Source organism: Lentzea sp., from assembly GCF_036380075.1.
GTDB lineage: Bacteria > Actinomycetota > Actinomycetes > Mycobacteriales > Pseudonocardiaceae > Lentzea.
Genome location: NZ_DASVFL010000020.1, coordinates 1 through 17,559 on the forward strand (window position 1 = coordinate 1; position 17,559 = coordinate 17,559).

A 17,559-nucleotide genomic window follows, 5' to 3' on the forward strand; every position below is an offset into this window, starting at 1 on the left:
CGACGTCCCGGCCATCGTCCAGACGAAGCCGAGCCCGCCCGCCCAGCCGGAGGAGTCGCCGCTGAACGTCGCCTTCCTCAGCGGCATCGCCGTCCTGGTGGTGGCCGCCGCCGGAACGCTCTGGCTGGTCCGCGCCATCGGCCACCACGGCGAGCACCGCCGCTAACGGGCGGAGGTGTCCACCCGGTCGACGACGTGCGCCTCGGTGGGGTCGACCGCCTCCCACCTGCCGGCGAGGCGGTCGATCACGGCGGAGGGCACCGGTTCCGGACGGGCGCGGTTGCGGGCGTGGACCACGTCCCTCGGCGCTTCGAGGCCGACGAGGGTGATCCGCGCGCGGTAGTCCGCGGCGAGCCCGACGCAGCGGTCGCGCAGCTGCCGGGAGATGTTGGTCGCGTTCCAGACGAACCGCTCCCCCGCCCTGAGGAACGTCCGGGCCTCTTCGAACGCCGCGGCGGCCACCGCCCGTTGGTCGCCGTCGGGAGCGATGCCCAGCCGGGAGCGCACCGCGTCGAGGCTCACCACCGGCCAGCCCGGCCGGTTCCCGGCGATCCAGTGGTCCTTGCCGACGCCGGGAAGGCCGGACAGCACGGTCACCTCGACGCGCGTGTCGTCATAGGCGGCGTACGACGGGTCGCGGCCGGGCGTGCGGAAGTACTGGAACCGCGCGTGGTTCGACGGGAACGCGCGCGGCCGGTCCAGGCAGTCGCGTTCGCGGCAGTACTCCTCGAACAGCGCGATGTTCTCCAGCACCGGCTCGGCGTCGCCGCAGATCCGGCCGAGGATGTCGGCGCGGGCGAGCGTCGCCAGGTCGTCGTTGCGCGCGAGCAGGCTCACCCGGAACGCGATCCGGTCGAGGTCGGGCCGTTCGAGCGCCCAGAACGGCACCTGGTGGTGGCGGACCAGCGCGGCGACGTGCTCGCGCCACTCGATCGGGCGGCCCATCTCCCACAACAGCCGGCGCACCAGCAGGTCCCCGGCGCGGGAGTGGCCGTGCGCGGTGACGCGGCCGCCGTCGACCTGCGTGCGGAACGGCTTGGCGACGTCGTGCATCAGCACCGTCGCGAACAACCGCACGCGGTCCGGTTCGGGACGGGCACGCCATTCCGGCAGCGTCGCCAACACCTCGCACGCCATGCGGGTGTGCACGGAGACGTCGCCTTCCGCGTGGTGCACCGGATCCTGCGGCACTCCCTCCATCGCGCGCACCCACGCGAACGCCGAACGGATGGCGTCCCAGTCAACGGTCCACTGTGGACCGGTAGGGCAGAGCGACTCAAACACGGGACACCACCCGGTTCGGCAGGATCGGGCGGTCCTGCCAGTGGCTGCCCGAGTCGAGCACCGCCGTGACGAACGTCGGCCGCACCCACTTGTAGCGCCCGACCGTGCGCCCGTCCTCCTCCACCTTGACGTAGAGGCCTTCCATGTCGTCGTCCGCATCCGTCTCCGCGGCAACGACATCCGGGTCCTGCCCCGCCGCACGCGCGGCCTCGACCAGCACGTCGCGCCACCCGGCGGTGCGGCAGGTGGACGGGCCGACCAACGCGGTCAGGTCCTTCACCGTTCGCAACGGCCCTTCGTGCAGCACCGGCACCGACACCACCGGTGTGCCCGCGAGGACCCGGCGGCGTTCCGGTGTGGACAGGAACTCGCCGGTGTCGCGGTCGAGGAGGTCGAACTCGCAGAAGTGGTGCGGCAGCGCGTCGTAGAACACGGTGTGCTTGGCGTACAACCATTCCCCGTAGAGCACGAACCGCGTGCCGAGCCTCTCCCAGAGCACGCCCTGGTGCGTCGCGGCCCACGCCTTCAGCGGCGCGAACTGCCGTTCGCGGGGACCGCCGGTCAGGAAATGGCCGCGCGACTGGAGTTTCAGCACGCCACCGGAGTCGAAGCTGATGCCCGCGTTGGCGCCGTCGAGCTTCTCCTCGACGACCAGGTGCCGCCCCGCGATCGCGCGGAACGGCACCTGGTCGAGGTCCTCGTCGCCCGGTTGCAGGCGCGAGCCCTGGAGGTGCGGCGTTCGCGGGTACTTGCGCAACATGCCCGCAGTTGTAACCCGCCCGCACCTGCGCGGGCGAGCGGTTTACGCCTGGCCGACGAACGCAGCCTTGTCGGAGTTGAAGGTCGGCTCGAACACGAGCTGCATCTCACCGGGCTGCGCGCCGACCGAGTAGGCGACCTCGTAGGTGTAGGTCTTGCCCGGCAGCACGGTCGCCGAGTCGAACGTGCTGTCGCAGCCGCCGCTGCTGTCGAAGATCCTCGGGGCCTTCTGGCCGTTGAACTGGGCGTCGTCGGCGATCGACATCAGCGCGGTCTCGAACGCGGCGTTCGTGCCGTTGGTGACGGTGACCTTGAACTTCACCGCGCGGGCGATGTCCGACGGCGCCGAGAACTGGCCGGGCGTGCACTCGACGGGCGTGGCGACGTCGACCGCGAGGCCGTTCGCCCACGTGTACCGCTTGCCCCAGGTCGGGGTCTCGGCGGCCGCGTCCTGCTTCGCGGTCTCGCCGGCGACGCCGACCTGGCCCTGGTTCGTGGTGGTGTCGAGGGCCTTGTCGATCTCCTTGACGGCCGCCCCGCTCGCCAGCACGGAGAACGTGATCGCGAGGACGCAGAGGACGACGCCGATCGCGGCGAGGACCTTGCGCGTGCCGAACAGCGCGATGACGCCGAGCACGATGCCGACGAACGCGGCGATCGAGGTGAGGATGTTGAGGATGACGAGCCAGGAGCAGACGACTCCGACGATGCCGAGGATGACCGCGGCCCAGGCGAGCGCACCGAACTTCGCCGGCTTCGGCGGTACGGCACCGGGCTGGGGCTGGACGTACTGCGTCGGATAGGTCATCACGGCTCCCGGCGGTTGCGAAGTGGTGACCACGACGTCGAATCGTCCGCTTGCTCCGTTAGCGCACGGACCGGTGGTGTCACTCGATCGAGTTGCCCGGTGCGGCAGCCGACTTCCGAAGGTAGCGAGGTGACTACGATCCGTAGAGGCTTGGCGCTGGATGCCATCCCGAAAGGAACCCTGCCATGGCACGACGACTCGTCGGAACCCTGCTCGCGGCGATCGCCGCACTCGGTGTGACGGCGGTACCCGCCCAGGCCGCCGTCGACTTCACCGGCATCGTGGCCCTCAACAACTGCTCGGGCTCGCTCGTCCGCCTGCCCTCCTCGGCTCCCGCGGACAAGGCGCTCGTGCTCACGAACGGGCACTGCGTCGAGCTCATGAAGCCCGGCCAGGTGATCGTCGACCGCGCGGTGTCGCGCAGCTTCAGCCTGCTCAACGGCTCCGGCACCAAGATCGCGACGCTCACCGGCACCAAGATCGTCTACGCGACGATGACCGGCACCGACGCCGCGCTCTACCAGCTGAACACGACCTACGGCGACATCCAGAGCCGCTACGGCAGCCGGGCGCTCGAACTGTCCGCCTCGCACCCCGTGGCGGGAACGGAGATCCGCGTCGTCTCCGGCTACTGGAAGCGGATCTACTCCTGCCAGGTCGACGGTTTCGTCAACCAGCTCAAGGAAGCCGACTGGACCTGGCGCGACTCGCTGCGCTACACGTCGTCGTGCAACACCATCGGTGGCACCTCGGGTTCGCCGATCATCGACAACGCGAGCGGCAAGGTCGTGGGCGTCAACAACACCGGCAACGAGAGCGGCGGCCGCTGCACGATGAACAACCCGTGCGAGGTCGACGCCGCCGGTACCGTCACCGTCCGCAAGGGCATCAACTACGGCCAGCAGACGTACGGTTTCGTGTCCTGCTTCGGCTCCGGCACGACGCTGAACCTGTCACTGCCGGGCTGCACGGTCGCGAAGCCCTAGGTACGTCGACAAGAGGAAGCCGGGACGCCCCTGCCCGCGTCCCGACTTCCTCGTTTGATCGGTCCGCTACCGCGCGGCGCGCACGATCAGGTCGGCCACGGTCTCCGGGTGCGACACCGCCACGGAGTGCGAAGCGTCCCCGACCTCGACGACGGCGCGGCCGTGGGCGCGCTCGGCCATCCACTTCTGCGCGGCGATCGGGATGTTCTTGTCCTTGCCCGCCACCACAAAGTACGACGGGACGGCGTGCCACGCGGGCTCGCCGGCCTTCTCGCCGAGCGCGGAGTCGTTGACGGGCCGCTGCGTCGCCGCCGCGAGCGTCGCGTCCTTGCGCGGGACGTCGGCCGCGAACTGCTGCCAGTACTTGTCCTGCTGGATCACCAGGTCCGTGGTGCCGTCACCGAGCGGGATGGTCGACAGCGTGTCGCCGAGGGTGCTGCCGGGGAACTTGTTCGACAGGTCCAAGGCGCTCTCGCCCTTCTCCGGCGCGAACGCCGCGACGTAGACGAGCGCCTTCACGTTCGCGTTCCCGAGCGCGGCCTGCGACTGCACCATGCCGCCGTAGGAGTGGCCGGCGAGGATGACCGGCCCGTCGATCGAGGCGAGCACCTGGCGCAGGTACTGCGCGTCGCCGGTGAGCGACCGCAGCGGGTTGGCCACCGCCACCACCGGGAAACCCTTGCGTTGCAAGCGTTCCACCACACCGTTCCAACTCGACGCGTCAGCGAACGCCCCGTGCACCAGCACGATGGTCGGCTTCTTCGCGCCCTGCTTCTCCTGCTCCTCGGACGCTCCGGCACCCGACGGAACAACGGCGGCCAGCGCCAGCAGCGTCCCAAGAACGGCGAACACCTTGCGAACTCGCATTGCTCTCTCACTCTCTCGTCAGGCACCGGCTCGGTGCTGCATCGTGCTCGATTAGATCGTGCACGATGTAAGTTACCCGACGAGTTACCTCGCACGCGATGTGTTTCAGGTCACCAGATTGTATTTCACCGGGATCTGTCCGATCACTGGCACGAACTGCGGGCTGTCACCTCGCTGTCCGGCGGTGATCAGCAGCGACAACGGCCTGCGGCCTTGCTCCAGGCCAGGTGCAGTTTGCTGGTCCAGCAGCCGCGCGACCCGCCCAGTCCGTGGTAGTCGGGCTCGGTTCCGCCGGCCGGAGTGCCGGGCGGTTCGACCTGCAGATCCCCCTTTTCCGTGTACCGGCGGCATCGGCACGGGCCTGCAAGCCGGTCAGAATCCGCTGCCACACCTCGGCCCGCTGCCGGCGGCGGAACAACCCGCACATGGTCTGCCAAGGCCCATGCTCAGGCGGGACGTCACGCCACGGAGCACCGACGCACACCCGCCACCGGACGCCGTCGATCAACTGCCTCTTGCTCCACTTCGGCGGCGCCCCGGCTTGGCGCCGACAGGCAGCAGCTGCAACACAGCCCGCTGCGCGTCGGTCAGGTCAGCCTGCCCCGCTGCCGCTACGCCGGCCAAGAGGTCTCCGGTACTGCAGGTTTGCTTGGTCGCCAACCCACCTACCGGAGACTTCGCCACGTACCGGCCGCAGCGCCCCGAGAGGTGTCGCCCTGGCGTTCGCAACGCCTCAGGTCAGCACACCTAGCGTTCGGCACCGTGCTTCACGCGCTGCAGCGCCTTGCGGAGAACGGCGATCTCCTCGAGGGTCATGCCGAGCGCGTTGCCGAGCTGGGTGAACATCTCCGCGCCGATCCACTGCAGCTCACGGCCCTTGTCGGTGAGCTGGACGAGCACGGACCGCTCGTCGTCGGGGTGCGTGACGCGCACCAGCAGACCACCCTTCTCCAGCCGCTTGATCAACGGCGAGAGGGTGCTGTACTCGAGGTCGAGCTCCTGGACGAGCTCCCGGATCGGCCGCGAGTCCCGCTCCCACAACAGCAGCATCACCAGGAACTGCGGGTAGGTGATGCCCGCCTTGTCGAGGATCGGGCGGTAGAAGCCGGTGACCGCCCGCGACGTCGTGTAGAGGTCGAAGCAGAGCAGGTCGGAGACCGTGGGGGTCACCTCGGACGGCGCGTCGGGCGTGGTGCTCACACCGATCAGGCTACTCGGGACGACCCGGTCGGGCGGCGAAGTCGGGTACGGCGCTCGACGAACCAGGCAAGCCGGGACGACCAGTCGCCACGACGCACACCCGCACCACGGCGCGAAGCCGAGCCAGGCCGTTCACCCGGCCTGGCTACTACCAAGGCTCGTCCAGCGCCGACGCCTCGTCGCCCGCGGTGCGCAGCTCGTCGCGCACCACGCGGTAGGCGAGCCCCTCGGCGTAGCCCTTGCGCGCCAGCGCGCCCACGAGACGGCGGATCTTCGCGGTCTCGTCCACGCCGGACATGGTGCGCAGGCGTTTGCGGACGAGCTCGCGGGCGCGTTCTTCCTCCGCCTCGCCGTCGACCGCGGCGACGGCCTCGGCCACCACCTCGTCCGCCACGCCCTTGCGGCGCAGCTCCATGGCCAGGGCGCGGCGACCCAGGCCGTTGTACGTGTGACGGGAACGCACCCACATCTCGGCGAACTGCGCGTCGTCGATCAGGCCGGCGCGGTCGAACTTGCCGAGGACGACCTCGGCGGCGCCGGCGCTGATCCCCTTGCGCAGCAACGCGTCGTGCAGCTCCTGCCGTGAGCGGGCCCGAGCGGTGAGCAGCGCGTAGCAGATGTCCCGCGCTTTGCGCTGCTCCTCAGCCTCGTCCACCCCGGCTACCCCTAGAACTCGACGGGAGCGGCGGGAGCCGTCTCGTCGGCGTCGAGGGTCGCGCCGATGCCGAGCTTGTCCTTGATGCGCTTCTCGACCTCGTTGGCGATGTCCGGGTTGTCCAGCAGGAACTTGCGGGCGTTCTCCTTGCCCTGACCCAGCTGGTCGCCCTCGTAGGTGTACCAGGCGCCGGACTTGCGCAGGATGCCCTGGTCGACGCCCATGTCGATGAGCGAGCCCTCACGGCTGACGCCCTTGCCGTAGAGGATGTCGAACTCGGCCTGCTTGAACGGCGGCGCGACCTTGTTCTTCACGACCTTGACCCTGGTGCGGTTGCCGACGGGCTCGCCGCCGTCCTTCAGGGTCTCGATGCGGCGCACGTCCAGGCGCACGGAGGCGTAGAACTTCAGCGCCTTACCACCGGTCGTGGTCTCCGGGGAGCCGAACATCACGCCGATCTTCTCGCGCAGCTGGTTGATGAAGATCGCCGTCGTGCCGGACGCGCTGAGCGCACCGGTGATCTTGCGCAGCGCCTGGCTCATCAGGCGGGCCTGCAGACCGACGTGGTTGTCGCCCATCTCGCCCTCGATCTCGGCGCGCGGCACGAGGGCGGCGACCGAGTCGATGACGAGGATGTCGAGCGCGCCGGAGCGGACCAGCATGTCCGCGATCTCGAGCGCCTGCTCACCGGTGTCGGGCTGGGAGACCAGCAGCGCGTCGGTGTCGACGCCCAGCCGCTTCGCGTACTCGGGGTCGAGGGCGTGCTCCGCGTCGATGAACGCGGCGATGCCGCCGGCCTTCTGGGCGTTCGCGACGGCGTGCAGGGCGACGGTGGTCTTACCGGAGGACTCAGGACCGTAGATCTCGACGACGCGACCCCGCGGCAGACCACCGATGCCGAGCGCCACGTCCAGCGCGATCGCGCCGGTCGGGATGACCTCGATCGGGGCACGCCCCTCCTCGCCGAGGCGCATCACGGAGCCCTTGCCGAACTGCTTGTCGATCTGCGCCAGGGCCAGCTCGAGCGCTTTGTCCCGGTCGGGTGCTGCGGGTGCCATCTTGGATCCACCTTTTGTCGTCTGCTGCCGTTGCTTCGTCATGTTGGACCTGACGCTACTGGCGGGGTCTGACAATTCTGCGAAGCCGGGGGTCGCGGCCACTGTAGCCGAACACGTGTTCGAGCACACGTGAACACTCCGGACCGGCTCTCACCGCCGGTTCTCGGGCACTTCGAAGGCGTCGCAGACCGCGACCCAGACCTCCTTGGCGCCGATCCCGGCCTCCAGCGCCTGGTCGGCGGTGCGGCCGCCGAGCGACGACAGCACGTGGTCGTGGGCGATCATCTCGGCCCTGACCTGGCCGAACTCCCCTGCCATGAGTTTGCGGAACATGGTGATGCGCACCGCGAGACCCTAACCGGCGGGCCTGCGCAGCGATGCGAGCAGGCACGCGACGAGCAGCGGCAGGGCGGTGAACCCGACGAGCAGCCCGAGCGCCGCGTACGACCACGCCGTCACGACGATCCCGGCCACCGCTCCCCCGATGGCGGCGCCGACGTTCATCACCAGGTCCGAGAGCCCCTGCGCCGCGGGCCGGTCCTCCACCGGCACGGACTCCGTCAGCAGCGCCGACCCGGACACCAGGCCCGCCGACCAGCCGAAACCGAGCAGCGCGAGGCCCACGGCGAGCTGCGGGGCGTCGTGCGACGGCGCCATGCCGGCCACCCCGGACGCCGCCACCACCAGCGACGCGCCGACCGCGAGCACCGGCACGCGGCCGATGCGGTCCGCCATCCACCCGAACAGGGGACTCGCGGCGTACATCGCGGCGACGTGCAGGCTGATCACCACGCCGACCACGCGCAACGACGACCCGGCGTGGTTCATGTGCACCGGGGTCATCGACATCAGCCCGACCATCGCGGTGTGGCACAACATCACTCCAACGAGTGCAAGTCGTGCCATCGGCCCGAGCGTTCCCCAGATCCGCAGACCGCCGGGACGGCCGGAGCCGCCGGCGCAGTGCTGGGGTTCCACCGGACGGGTGCTCTGCACGACGACCAGCGGGTCCGGCCGCAGCCCGAGCTGGATGACCAGCACCGCCACCCCGAGCACGACGGCGGCCAGCAGGAACGGCCCCGCCCCCACCGGCAGGCCGAGCGACGCGGCCGCGCGTCCCGCGGGATCGGCGAGGTTCGGCCCGATGACCGCGCCGATCATCGCCGCCCACACCACCCGGGAGAGCTCGCGCGCACGGCGCCGCGGGTGCGCCAGATCCGTTGCGGCGTAACGGGCCGCGTAGTTCGCGCTGGACGCCCCGCCGAACAGGACCAGCCCCGCCAGCAGCAGCGGCCACACGCCGAAGCTCACAGCGGCCGCGGCGACCACCGCGCCGAGAGCGCCCATGCCGTAGCCCAGGATCAACGCGGGGCGACGCCCGCGCCGTTGCGCGAGGAGGGCTCCGGGAAGGGCGAGCAGCGCGGCACCGGCGACCGCGGCCGTCTGCGCGAGGCCCCCGACGGCGTCGGACCCGGACAGCGACGCGGCGACCAGCGTGCTGAACGCGAGCCCGATCGTCACCGACGCCGACCCCAGCGCCTGGGTGCAGGTCAGCACCCGGACGACCTTGCGCTGCACGCGTTCGACCTGCGGCGCGACCGTCACCATGATCGCGATGGTGACACGCCGTGACGGCGTGCCGACAGGTCCATCAGGGGCGGTTACTCCCCCGGTTGCACGGTCTTCTCGAAGAAATCGGCCATTTCGTCCGGCTTGAGCTCGTCGGCGTTCTCCTCGGCGTTCTTGGTGAGGATGCCGAACATCGGGCGGCCCTTGGCGGTGAACACCAGCACGCCGGTGCCGCTCGACGTGGCCGCGCGGTAGCCGCCCTCCAGGCCGTTGCCGGTCCAGTCGGCCTCGACGCGGTCGGTCTGGAACGACTTGGCGATCGCGTCGGCGTTGTTCTCCGCGCCGGTGACGCTGTCGGTGAGGATGTACTGGACCGCGTAGCCGTCGCGGATCGCGCAGCTGACGACCGTGCCCTTGATCTCGTCCATGCCGGTGATCTGCGCGGAGTCGGCCTTCTCGCAGCCGCCGCCGTCGGGCACGTGGCCCGCGAGCTGGCGCAGGCACCTCGTGAAGCCCTGGCCGTCCTGGGTGGTCTCGTCCTTGCACTCGTCGGCGCTGGGCAGGTCGGGGCCGGAGAACGCGAACACCGCGCCGAGGACCACCGCCAGCGCCACGACCGCGCCGCCGGCACCGAGGAGGAGCTTCCTGTTGTCCTTCTTCTTCGGGGCCTGCTGCTGCGGGAAGTTCATCGGGTAGCTGCCGCTGACGTTCGGGTTCACGCCGTACGGCCCGGTGACCGGGTAGCTGCCGCTGGCCGAGTAGGCCCCGCTGGGGTACGAGCCGCTGGGGTAGGACCCGCTCGGGTACGACCCGCTCGGGTAGGAGCCGCTGACCACCGGGTTCGGGCCGCTGACGTTGGGGTTCACCGGGTGCGGGCCGGACGTGGCGGGGCTGACCGGCGCCGTCACGACCGTGGGCGGCTCGACGTACTTGGGCTTGTCGTCCTCGGGCTTCAGCGTGATCTTCGTCTTGTCCACGACCTGGGCGCCGGACGCGACGATCGTCTCCGGGTGGTCGGGGCTGGTGGGGACGATCCCGACCTTCTCGGCGATGGTCTGGGCGACCAGCGGCATCTGGCACGAGCCGCCGACCAGGTAGACGTGCTCGGGCGTGACGCCGGCCCTGGTGACCGTGGAGATCAGCAGCTCGGTGGTGCGGATCAGGCTCGGCCGGATCAGCGCCTCCAGCTCGCCGCGGGTGATGACGACCTTCTCGAACGGCTCCGGCATCGTCACCTCGACCCGGTGCAGCGCCGAGAGGTCCTCCTTGGCCAGGCGCAGCTCCTCGCGCAGGCCGAGGCGGGCGCGGTGGTCGTCCACGGTGGTCGGGCGCAGCAGCCGCTGCCAGGCCGCCGGGTCCTTGTGCGAGATCTCGCGGCCGACGTGCTCCAGCAGCGCCTGGTCGACGTCGAGACCGCCGATGTCGCCGAGGCTGCCGTCGGCGAGGATGCGGTGCTCGGCGTCGAGCACGGAGACGTCGAACGTGTCGGCGCCGAAGTCGTAGACCGCGAGCGGCCGCCCGCCGCCGAGCGCGGCCACGGCGATGGCCTCGGGAACGGGCACGAGCTCGCCCGTCATGCCCGCGAGCCTGGCCGAGGACAGCAGCTTGTTGCGCCTGCTCGGGCCCCACTCCGCGGGGTGCGTCAGGCGGATCTCGTCGAGCGCCGAGCCCATGAGCAACGGCGTCACGGCCTCCATGACGCGCGCGTAGATGGCCGCGAGCGCGTCGTTGACCGGGAGGGTCTGGTCGCCGAGCTTCATCGTCGGCTTGTCGATCAGGCGCTTCGGGTTCGCCTCGTAGCGCGACGGGTCGCGGCGCGAACGCCGGTCCGCGTCTCTGCCGACGCGCAGCGTGCCGTCCTCGTCGAGGTAGACGGACGAGGGCATCGTCGCCCCTCCGTCCACGTCCACCACACCATGGCCGGACAGCACCGCGACCGTGTTGGCGGTGCCCAGGTCGACGGACAGGATGCGCACCGTGCTCCCCTCGAAGGACGTACCGGGTGATCGTGCCACAGGGGCCTTCACCGGGTGCTCGGACCTGCGTAATCAGAAATTGTCGGACCCCGGCGTCATGATGTTCTCCATGGACGTGATGGAGGCCTTCTCACCGGCGACCAGGCAGTGGTTCGCCGGAGCCTTCGCCTCGCCCACCCAGGCGCAGACGGGCGCGTGGGCGGCCGCGGCGGCGGGCGAGCACGCGCTGGTCATCGCCCCGACGGGCTCGGGCAAGACGCTGGCCGCGTTCCTGTGGGCGCTCGACCGGCTGGCGGCCTCGCCGGTGCCGGAGGAGCCGAAGCGCCGGTGCCGGGTGCTCTACATCTCGCCGCTGAAGGCACTGGCGGTGGACGTGGAGCGCAACCTGCGCGCACCCCTCGCGGGCATCCGGCAGGCCTCGCACCGGCTGGGTCTCGCGGAGCCGTCGATCACCGTCGGCATGCGGACGGGCGACACGTCGCCGGAGGAGCGCAGGGCGTTCGGCCGCACTCCGCCGGACGTGCTGGTCACGACGCCGGAGTCGTTGTTCCTGCTGCTCACGTCGTCGGCGCGCGAGTCGCTGCGCGGCGTGGAGACGGTGATCCTCGACGAGGTGCACGCGGTGGCGGGCACCAAGCGCGGCGGCCATCTGGCGTTGTCGCTGGAACGGCTGGACGCGCTGCTGGAGCGGCCCGCGCAGCGGATCGGCCTGTCGGCCACGGTGCGGCCGGTCGAGGAGATCAGCACCTACCTGTCCGGCGGCCGGCCGGTGTCGGTGGTGCAGCCGAAGACGCCGAAGACCATCGAGGTCGAGGTCGAGGTGCCGATCGAGGACATGACGGTGCTCGGCCAGCCGACCGGCGAGGTGTCGGGGTCGGCGGCGGGTGCCGAGCAGCGCAACTCCATCTGGCCGTCGGTCGAGGCGCGCGTGCTCGAACTGGTGCGGGAGCACCGGTCGACGATCGTCTTCGCGAACTCGCGCCGGTTGGCGGAACGGCTGACCGCACGGCTCAACGAGCTGGCGGAGGAGTCCGCGGAGTCCTCTGAGTCCTCGGCGGCGGAGTCGTTCCCGGCGGAGGCCGTCGGCCAGTCCGGGATGACGGTGCAGAAGACCGCGTCGGTGGCCCGCGCGCACCACGGCTCGATGTCGCGCGAGCAGCGCACCGCCGTGGAGGAGGACCTGAAGTCCGGGCGGCTGCCGTGCGTGGTGGCGACGTCGTCGCTGGAGCTCGGCATCGACATGGGCGCGGTCGACCTGGTGATCCAGGTGGAGGCGCCGCCCTCGGTGGCGTCCGGGATGCAGCGCGTCGGCCGGGCCGGTCACCAGGTGGGCGCGATGTCCAAGGGCGTCATGTTCCCGAAGTTCCGCGGCGACCTGGTGTCGTGCGCGGTGGTGGCGGAACGGATGCGCGACGGCGCGATCGAGTCCGTCCGGTTCCCGCGCAACCCGCTCGACGTGCTGGCGCAGCACGTCGTCGCGATGGTGGCGATGGAGACGTGGACGGTCGAGGACCTGACGGCGCTGGTGCGGCGCGCGGCGCCGTTCGCGGGTCTGCCGGACTCGGCCCTGCACGCGGTGCTGGACATGCTGTCCGGGCGCTACCCGTCCGAGGAGTTCGGCGAGCTGCGGCCGCGGATCACGTGGGACCGGGTCAACTCGGAGCTGCGCGGCCGGCCCGGTTCGCAACGGCTCGCGGTCACCTCCGGCGGCACGATCCCCGACCGCGGGCTGTTCGCGGTCATGACGCCGCCGTCGGAGAACGGTCCCGGCTCGCGCGTCGGCGAGCTGGACGAGGAGATGGTCTACGAGTCGCGTGTAGGCGACACGTTCCTGCTGGGCACCTCGTCGTGGCGGGTCGAGGACATCACGCACGACCGGGTGATCGTGGTGCCCGCGCCGGGTCAGCCGGCGCGGATGCCGTTCTGGAAGGGCGACGCGCCCGGCCGTCCGCTGGAGCTCGGCCGCGCGATGGGCAAGTTCCTGCGCGAGGTGTCCACGATGGAGGACGCCGCGGCGCGGGAGCGGGCGAAGTCCGCGGGCCTGGACGAGTGGGCGACGGACAACCTGCTGGCGTACCTCGGCGAGCAGCGGGAGGCCACGCGGCACGTCCCGAACGACAGGACCGTCCTGGTGGAGCGGTTCCGCGACGAGCTGGGCGACTGGCGGCTCGTGGTGCACTCGCCGTTCGGCGCCCAGGTCAACGCGCCGTGGGCGCTGGCGATCGCCGCCCGGCTGCGGGAGAAGCGCGGTGTCGAGGCGCAGGCGGCGCACTCCGACGACGGCATCGTGCTGAGGCTGCCCGACGCGCTCGACTACGAGGGCGTGGAGGTGACGGCGGGCGCCGAGGACGTGCTGCTCGACCCCGAGGAGATCGAGCAGATCGTGGTGGCGGAGGTGAGCGGGTCGGCGTTGTTCGCGGCCCGGTTCCGCGAGTGCGCCGCCCGGTCGCTGCTGCTGCCGCGGCGCGACCCGAAACGCCGGACCCCGTTGTGGCAGCAGCGGCAGCGGTCGGCGCAGCTGCTGTCGGTGGCGTCGAAGTACGAGCGGTTCCCGGTGGTCCTGGAGGCGATGCGCGAGTGCCTGCAGGACGTCTACGACCTGCCGGGCCTGCGCGAGCTGATGGCGGACGTCCGGGCGCGCCGGGTCCGCGTGGTCGAGGTGGAGACGCCGTCGCCGTCGCCGTTCGCCCGCAGCCTGCTCTTCGGGTACGTGGGCATGTTCCTGTACGAGCTGGACGCCCCGCTGGCGGAACGCCGGGCGGCGGCGCTGTCGCTCGACTCGACGCTGCTCGCGGAGCTGCTCGGTTCCGAGGCGATCCGCGAGCTGCTCGACCCCGAGATCGTCGCCGAGGTCGAGCGCGGCCTGCAGCGCCTGGCGGAGGACCGGCGGCCGCGGCACGCCGAGGACACCGCGGACCTGCTGCGGTTCCTGGGAGACCTCTCCGACGCGGAGGCGCTCGAACGCGGCGTGCCGCGCGAGTGGCTGGACGAGCTGGTGGCCGAGCGCCGGGTGATCCGGGTCAGGATCGCCGGCGAGGAACGCAGCATCTCGATCGAGGACGCGGGCAAGGTCAGGGACGCGCTCGGGGTGGCCCTCCCGGTCGGCGTGCCGGAGGCGTTCACCGAACCGGTGGCGGATCCGCTGGGCGACCTGCTGAGCCGGTACGCCCGCACGCACGGCCCGTTCCCCGCCACGGAACCCGCGGCGCGCTTCGGTCTGGGCGTGGCCGTGGTGACGGGTGTGCTGGAACGGATGGCGGCCACGGGCCGGTTGGTGCGCGGCGAGCTCCGGCCCGGCGGCACGCACACCGAGTACTGCGACGCGGACGTGCTGCGGCGCCTGCGCCGTGCCTCGCTGGCCCGGCTGCGGTCCGAGGTCGAGCCGGTCGAACCGGCGGCGCTGGGCCGGTTCCTGCCGTCGTGGCACGGGCTCGGCCGCCGGCTGCGGTCGGCGCCGACGGTCGACGACGTGTTCTCGGTCGTCGAACAGCTCGCCGGCGCGCCGCTGCCCGCGAGCGCGCTGGAGTCGCTGCTGTTCCCGTCCCGGCTGCCCGGCTACTACCCGGCGCTGCTGGACGAGCTGACCGCGTCCGGCGAGGTCACGTGGACGGGCTGCGGTGCGCTGGCCGGCGGTGACGGCTGGGTCGCCCTGGCCCCGACCGACGTGGCCGACCTGCTGCTGCCCGACCTGGTGCCGGAGTCGATCCCGGAGTCGCCGCTGCACACGGCGGTGCTGGAGGCGCTGTCCGGTGGCGCGCTGTTCTTCCGCCAGGTGGTGGACCGCGCCTCGCAGTCCGTCACGTGCACGGACGCGGAGGTGGTCGGCACCCTGTGGGACCTGGTCTGGGCGGGCCTGGTCACCAACGACACGCTGGCACCGCTGCGCGCCCTGGTCTCCGGCGGCGGCGCGGCCCACAAACCCCGCCGCGGCGCTCCCCGTGGCCGCTACGCCCGCCTCCGCGCGGCCCGGCCGGACCTGCCCTCGCGCACGGGCCCGCCCACCGCCGCGGGCCGCTGGTCGCTGGCCGTGGCCCCGGCGGCGGACCCGACCCGCCGGGCACACGCACGGGCCGAAGCTTTCCTGGAACGCCACGGCGTCCTGACCAGGGGCGCCCTCGACACCGAACGCGTGACGGGCGGCTTCAGCGGCGTCTACAAGGTCCTGCGGGCCATGGAGGAGTCGGGCCAGGTGATCCGCGGCTACGTGGTCGAGGGCCTGGGCGCCGCCCAGTTCGCGGCGCGCGGCGCGGTGGACCGCCTGCGCGCCCTGTCCCGTCCACCGGGCCAACCGGCCCCGAGCGACCAGGACGCGGTGGTGCTGGCCGCGGCCGACCCGGCCCAGCCCTATGGCGCCGCCCTGGCCTGGCCGGACCCGCTGGGCGAGGGCAAGCACCGCCCGGCCCGCAAGGCCGGCGCCCTGGCCGTCCTGGTGGACGGCACCCCGGCCCTCTACGTGGAGCGGGGCGGCAAGTCCCTGCTGTCGTTCACCGAGGACGACCCGACCCTGCGTACCGCGGCCAACGCCCTGAGCCGGGCCGTCCGCGACGGCTGGCTGGGCCAGCTGGCCGTCCAGCGCGCCGACGGCGAGGTGGCCCTCACCTCGCACCTGGCCACGGTCCTGCAGGAGGCGGGCTTCCGCGCCACCCCGAAGGGCCTGCGCCTGAGGGCGTGAGCCCGGGGACCGTCCGCACCGGCTGCACGCCGCGAGCCGTGCGGCCCCGGTCTACGCCGGGAACAGCGAGCTGTAGGCGTTGAGCGCCGGCTGGCCGCCGAGGTGTGCGTAGAGGACGGTCGAGTCGCGGTCGATCTCCCCGGACGACACCAGGTGGATGAGCCCGGCGAGGGACTTCCCCTCGTACACCGGGTCGGTGATCATGCCTTCGAGGCTCGCGCCGAGGCGCATGGCGTCCACGGTGGACTCGTCGGCGATGCCGTAGGTGCCGGCGTGGAAGCGGTCGTCGAGCAGGATGTCCTCTTCGGACACCGTGACCTCGCGCAGCTTGGCGGTGTTGTGGGCGATGCGGGTGATCTGGTCGAGGGTCTCGGCCGGTTTGGCGGAGGCGTCGATGCCGAGCACCCGGCGGCCGGTGTCGTTCGCGAAGCCCGCGACCATGCCCGCCTGGGTGCTGCCGGTGACCGAGCAGACGATGATCGTGTCGAAGAAGACGCCGAGCTGGGACTCCTGCCGGCGGACCTCGTCGGCCCACGACGCGAAGCCCATGCCGCCCAGCGGGTGGTCGGAGGCGCCGGCGGGGATCGGGTAGGGCTTGCCGCCCGCGGCGCGGACGTCCTCGATCGCCTGTTCCCAGGCGGGTTTCACGCCGATGCCGAACTCGGCGTCCACCAGGCGGACGTCGGCTCCCATCATGCGGCTGAGCAGGATGTTGCCCACGCGGTCGCTGCCCACGTCGGACCAGTCGACCCAGCTCTCCTGCACCAGCACGGCCTTCAGGCCCGCCCGCGCCGCCGCGGCCGCGACCTGGCGGGTGTGGTTGGACTGGATCCCGCCGATGGAGACGAGGGTGTCGCAGCCGGTGGCGATCGCGTCGGCGACGAGGTACTCGAGCTTGCGGGTCTTGTTGCCGCCGTAGGCGAGGCCGGAGTTGCAGTCCTCGCGCTTCGCCCAGACCGCGGCGCCGCCGAGGTGGGTGGTCAGGCGGTCGAGGCGGTGGACCGGCGAGGGGCCGAAGAGCAGCGGGAACCTGTTCACAGTTCGTCCTCCAGGGTGGTCCAGTTCTCGTCGACGAGGACCGCCGCGCGCTCGTGGTCGCCCCGTTCGCAGGCCTCGATGATCTGCCGGTGCTGGGTGACGGAGTGGCGGGCGGCGGGTGAGGAGAAGCGGCTGTGCTCGGCGCGGCGCACCAGCGGCGTGAAGCGGTCGATGGTCGCGGTGATCGCGAAGTTGCCGCAGCGGTGGACGGTCACCGCGTGGAACTCGTCGTCGGCGGCCAGCGCGGCGCCGGCGTCCTCGGCGTCGAGCGCCTCCTTGAAGGCCTTGTTCGCCGCGCGCATCGCCGTGAGGTCCTCGTCCGTCAGCGATCCCTGCTGCACGACCAGGCCGGTGGCGAGGGCGTGCATCTGCCGCACGACGACGAGGGCGTCGCGCACCGGTTCCGCTTCCAGTGCGGTGACGCGGGTGTACGCATGGGGCTTGGTCTCGACGAGCCCCTCGTCGGTCAACGTCGCGAGGGCCTCGCGCACCGGCGTGCGGGACAGGCCCAGCTTCTCCGCCAGTTCGACGTCCTTGATGGCGGTGCCCGGCTGCAGGTCACCGCGCACGATCGCCGACCGGATCTCGGCCGCCGCGCGGTCCTTCAGCGACCCATATCCAATATATTGCATATTGGTGAGAGTAGGTGCGGGGTCTGCCGAGCGCAACAAGAAGCCCCCGAGCCGT

The 17,559-nt window shown here is 71.6% G+C and carries 15 protein-coding genes; 2 read left to right on the forward strand and 13 right to left on the reverse strand.

Annotated elements, in window-relative coordinates; translation table 11 throughout:
• Positions 1-162: 162 nt before the first annotated feature.
• The 3 genes from VF330_RS01595 to VF330_RS01605 form a co-directional block, all read right to left on the reverse strand.
• Entirely contained in the window at positions 163-1,200 is a 1,038-nt protein-coding gene (locus VF330_RS01595; RefSeq protein ID WP_330849650.1) for an AAA family ATPase, read from the reverse strand.
• Between the two features lie 76 nt (positions 1,201-1,276).
• Positions 1,277-2,044 carry an RNA ligase family protein gene (locus VF330_RS01600; RefSeq protein ID WP_330849651.1) on the reverse strand — a complete coding sequence of 256 codons (768 nt, stop codon included), beginning with the start codon at positions 2,042-2,044 and terminating at the stop codon, positions 1,277-1,279.
• A 42-nt stretch (positions 2,045-2,086) separates the two neighbouring features.
• Positions 2,087-2,851: a hypothetical protein gene (locus VF330_RS01605; protein WP_330849652.1), complete on the reverse strand. Its 765-nt coding sequence runs from the start codon at positions 2,849-2,851 to the stop codon at positions 2,087-2,089.
• Positions 2,852-3,036: 185 nt separating this feature from the next.
• Here VF330_RS01605 and VF330_RS01610 point away from each other — a divergent pair, with 185 nt between their 5' ends.
• Positions 3,037-3,837 carry a serine protease gene (locus VF330_RS01610; protein WP_330849653.1) on the forward strand — a complete coding sequence of 267 codons (801 nt, stop codon included), beginning with the start codon at positions 3,037-3,039 and terminating at the stop codon, positions 3,835-3,837.
• Between the two features lie 66 nt (positions 3,838-3,903).
• On the opposite strand, the gene VF330_RS01615 is transcribed toward VF330_RS01610, so the two are convergent.
• The 8 genes from VF330_RS01615 to VF330_RS01650 form a co-directional block, all read right to left on the reverse strand.
• A complete protein-coding gene (locus tag VF330_RS01615) occupies positions 3,904-4,704 on the reverse strand; it encodes an alpha/beta hydrolase (RefSeq protein WP_330849654.1) in 801 nt (266 codons plus the stop codon).
• A gap of 166 nt (positions 4,705-4,870) precedes the next feature.
• A complete protein-coding gene (locus tag VF330_RS01620; RefSeq protein WP_330849655.1) occupies positions 4,871-5,212 on the reverse strand; it encodes a transposase in 342 nt (113 codons plus the stop codon).
• A gap of 239 nt (positions 5,213-5,451) precedes the next feature.
• Complete coding sequence (locus tag VF330_RS01625; RefSeq protein WP_330849656.1) at positions 5,452-5,904, reverse strand: MarR family transcriptional regulator; 453 nt, start codon at positions 5,902-5,904, stop codon at positions 5,452-5,454.
• Between the two features lie 148 nt (positions 5,905-6,052).
• Positions 6,053-6,559, reverse strand: a complete 507-nt coding sequence (locus VF330_RS01630) for a regulatory protein RecX (RefSeq protein WP_330849657.1) — start codon at positions 6,557-6,559, stop codon at positions 6,053-6,055.
• An 11-nt stretch (positions 6,560-6,570) separates the two neighbouring features.
• Complete coding sequence (recA, locus tag VF330_RS01635; protein WP_330849658.1) at positions 6,571-7,617, reverse strand: recombinase RecA; 1,047 nt, start codon at positions 7,615-7,617, stop codon at positions 6,571-6,573.
• 150 nt (positions 7,618-7,767) lie between these two features.
• The gene (locus VF330_RS01640) at positions 7,768-7,962 is read right to left on the reverse strand and encodes a DUF3046 domain-containing protein (protein ID WP_330849659.1); all 195 of its coding nucleotides are present in this window, start codon (positions 7,960-7,962) and stop codon (positions 7,768-7,770) included.
• 9 nt (positions 7,963-7,971) lie between these two features.
• Positions 7,972-9,225, reverse strand: coding sequence for an MFS transporter (locus VF330_RS01645; protein ID WP_330849660.1), 1,254 nt, complete (start codon positions 9,223-9,225; stop codon positions 7,972-7,974).
• A gap of 53 nt (positions 9,226-9,278) precedes the next feature.
• Entirely contained in the window at positions 9,279-11,162 is a 1,884-nt protein-coding gene (locus tag VF330_RS01650) for an Hsp70 family protein (protein WP_330849661.1), read from the reverse strand.
• 109 nt (positions 11,163-11,271) lie between these two features.
• Between VF330_RS01650 and VF330_RS01655 the strand changes: the two genes are divergently transcribed.
• Positions 11,272-15,834 carry an ATP-dependent helicase gene (locus VF330_RS01655; RefSeq protein WP_414675319.1) on the forward strand — a complete coding sequence of 1,521 codons (4,563 nt, stop codon included), beginning with the start codon at positions 11,272-11,274 and terminating at the stop codon, positions 15,832-15,834.
• Between the two features lie 51 nt (positions 15,835-15,885).
• Here the strand turns inward: VF330_RS01655 and VF330_RS01660 are convergent, their stop codons facing one another.
• Positions 15,886-16,872, reverse strand: a complete 987-nt coding sequence (locus VF330_RS01660) for a 1-aminocyclopropane-1-carboxylate deaminase (RefSeq protein ID WP_330849662.1) — start codon at positions 16,870-16,872, stop codon at positions 15,886-15,888.
• The gene (locus tag VF330_RS01665; protein ID WP_330849663.1) at positions 16,869-17,504 is read right to left on the reverse strand and encodes a GntR family transcriptional regulator; all 636 of its coding nucleotides are present in this window, start codon (positions 17,502-17,504) and stop codon (positions 16,869-16,871) included. Before VF330_RS01665 ends, VF330_RS01660 begins: the two co-directional genes overlap by 4 nt.
• Positions 17,505-17,559 lie beyond the last annotated feature (55 nt).

Excerpts from the sequence above, each read along its gene's own strand:
- VF330_RS01595 (WP_330849650.1), bottom strand. The coding sequence starts at position 1,200 with ATGGAGGGAGTGCCGCAGGATCCGGTGCACCACGCGGAAGGCGACGTC.
- VF330_RS01600 (WP_330849651.1), bottom strand. The coding sequence starts at position 2,044 with ATGTTGCGCAAGTACCCGCGAACGCCGCACCTCCAGGGCTCGCGCCTG.
- VF330_RS01605 (WP_330849652.1), bottom strand. The coding sequence starts at position 2,851 with ATGACCTATCCGACGCAGTACGTCCAGCCCCAGCCCGGTGCCGTACCG.
- VF330_RS01610 (WP_330849653.1), top strand. The coding sequence starts at position 3,037 with ATGGCACGACGACTCGTCGGAACCCTGCTCGCGGCGATCGCCGCACTC.
- VF330_RS01615 (WP_330849654.1), bottom strand. The coding sequence starts at position 4,704 with ATGCGAGTTCGCAAGGTGTTCGCCGTTCTTGGGACGCTGCTGGCGCTG.
- recA (WP_330849658.1), bottom strand. The coding sequence starts at position 7,617 with ATGGCACCCGCAGCACCCGACCGGGACAAAGCGCTCGAGCTGGCCCTG.
- VF330_RS01645 (WP_330849660.1), bottom strand. The coding sequence starts at position 9,225 with ATGGTGACGGTCGCGCCGCAGGTCGAACGCGTGCAGCGCAAGGTCGTC.
- VF330_RS01655 (WP_414675319.1), top strand. The coding sequence starts at position 11,272 with ATGGACGTGATGGAGGCCTTCTCACCGGCGACCAGGCAGTGGTTCGCC.
- VF330_RS01665 (WP_330849663.1), bottom strand. The coding sequence starts at position 17,504 with ATGCAATATATTGGATATGGGTCGCTGAAGGACCGCGCGGCGGCCGAG.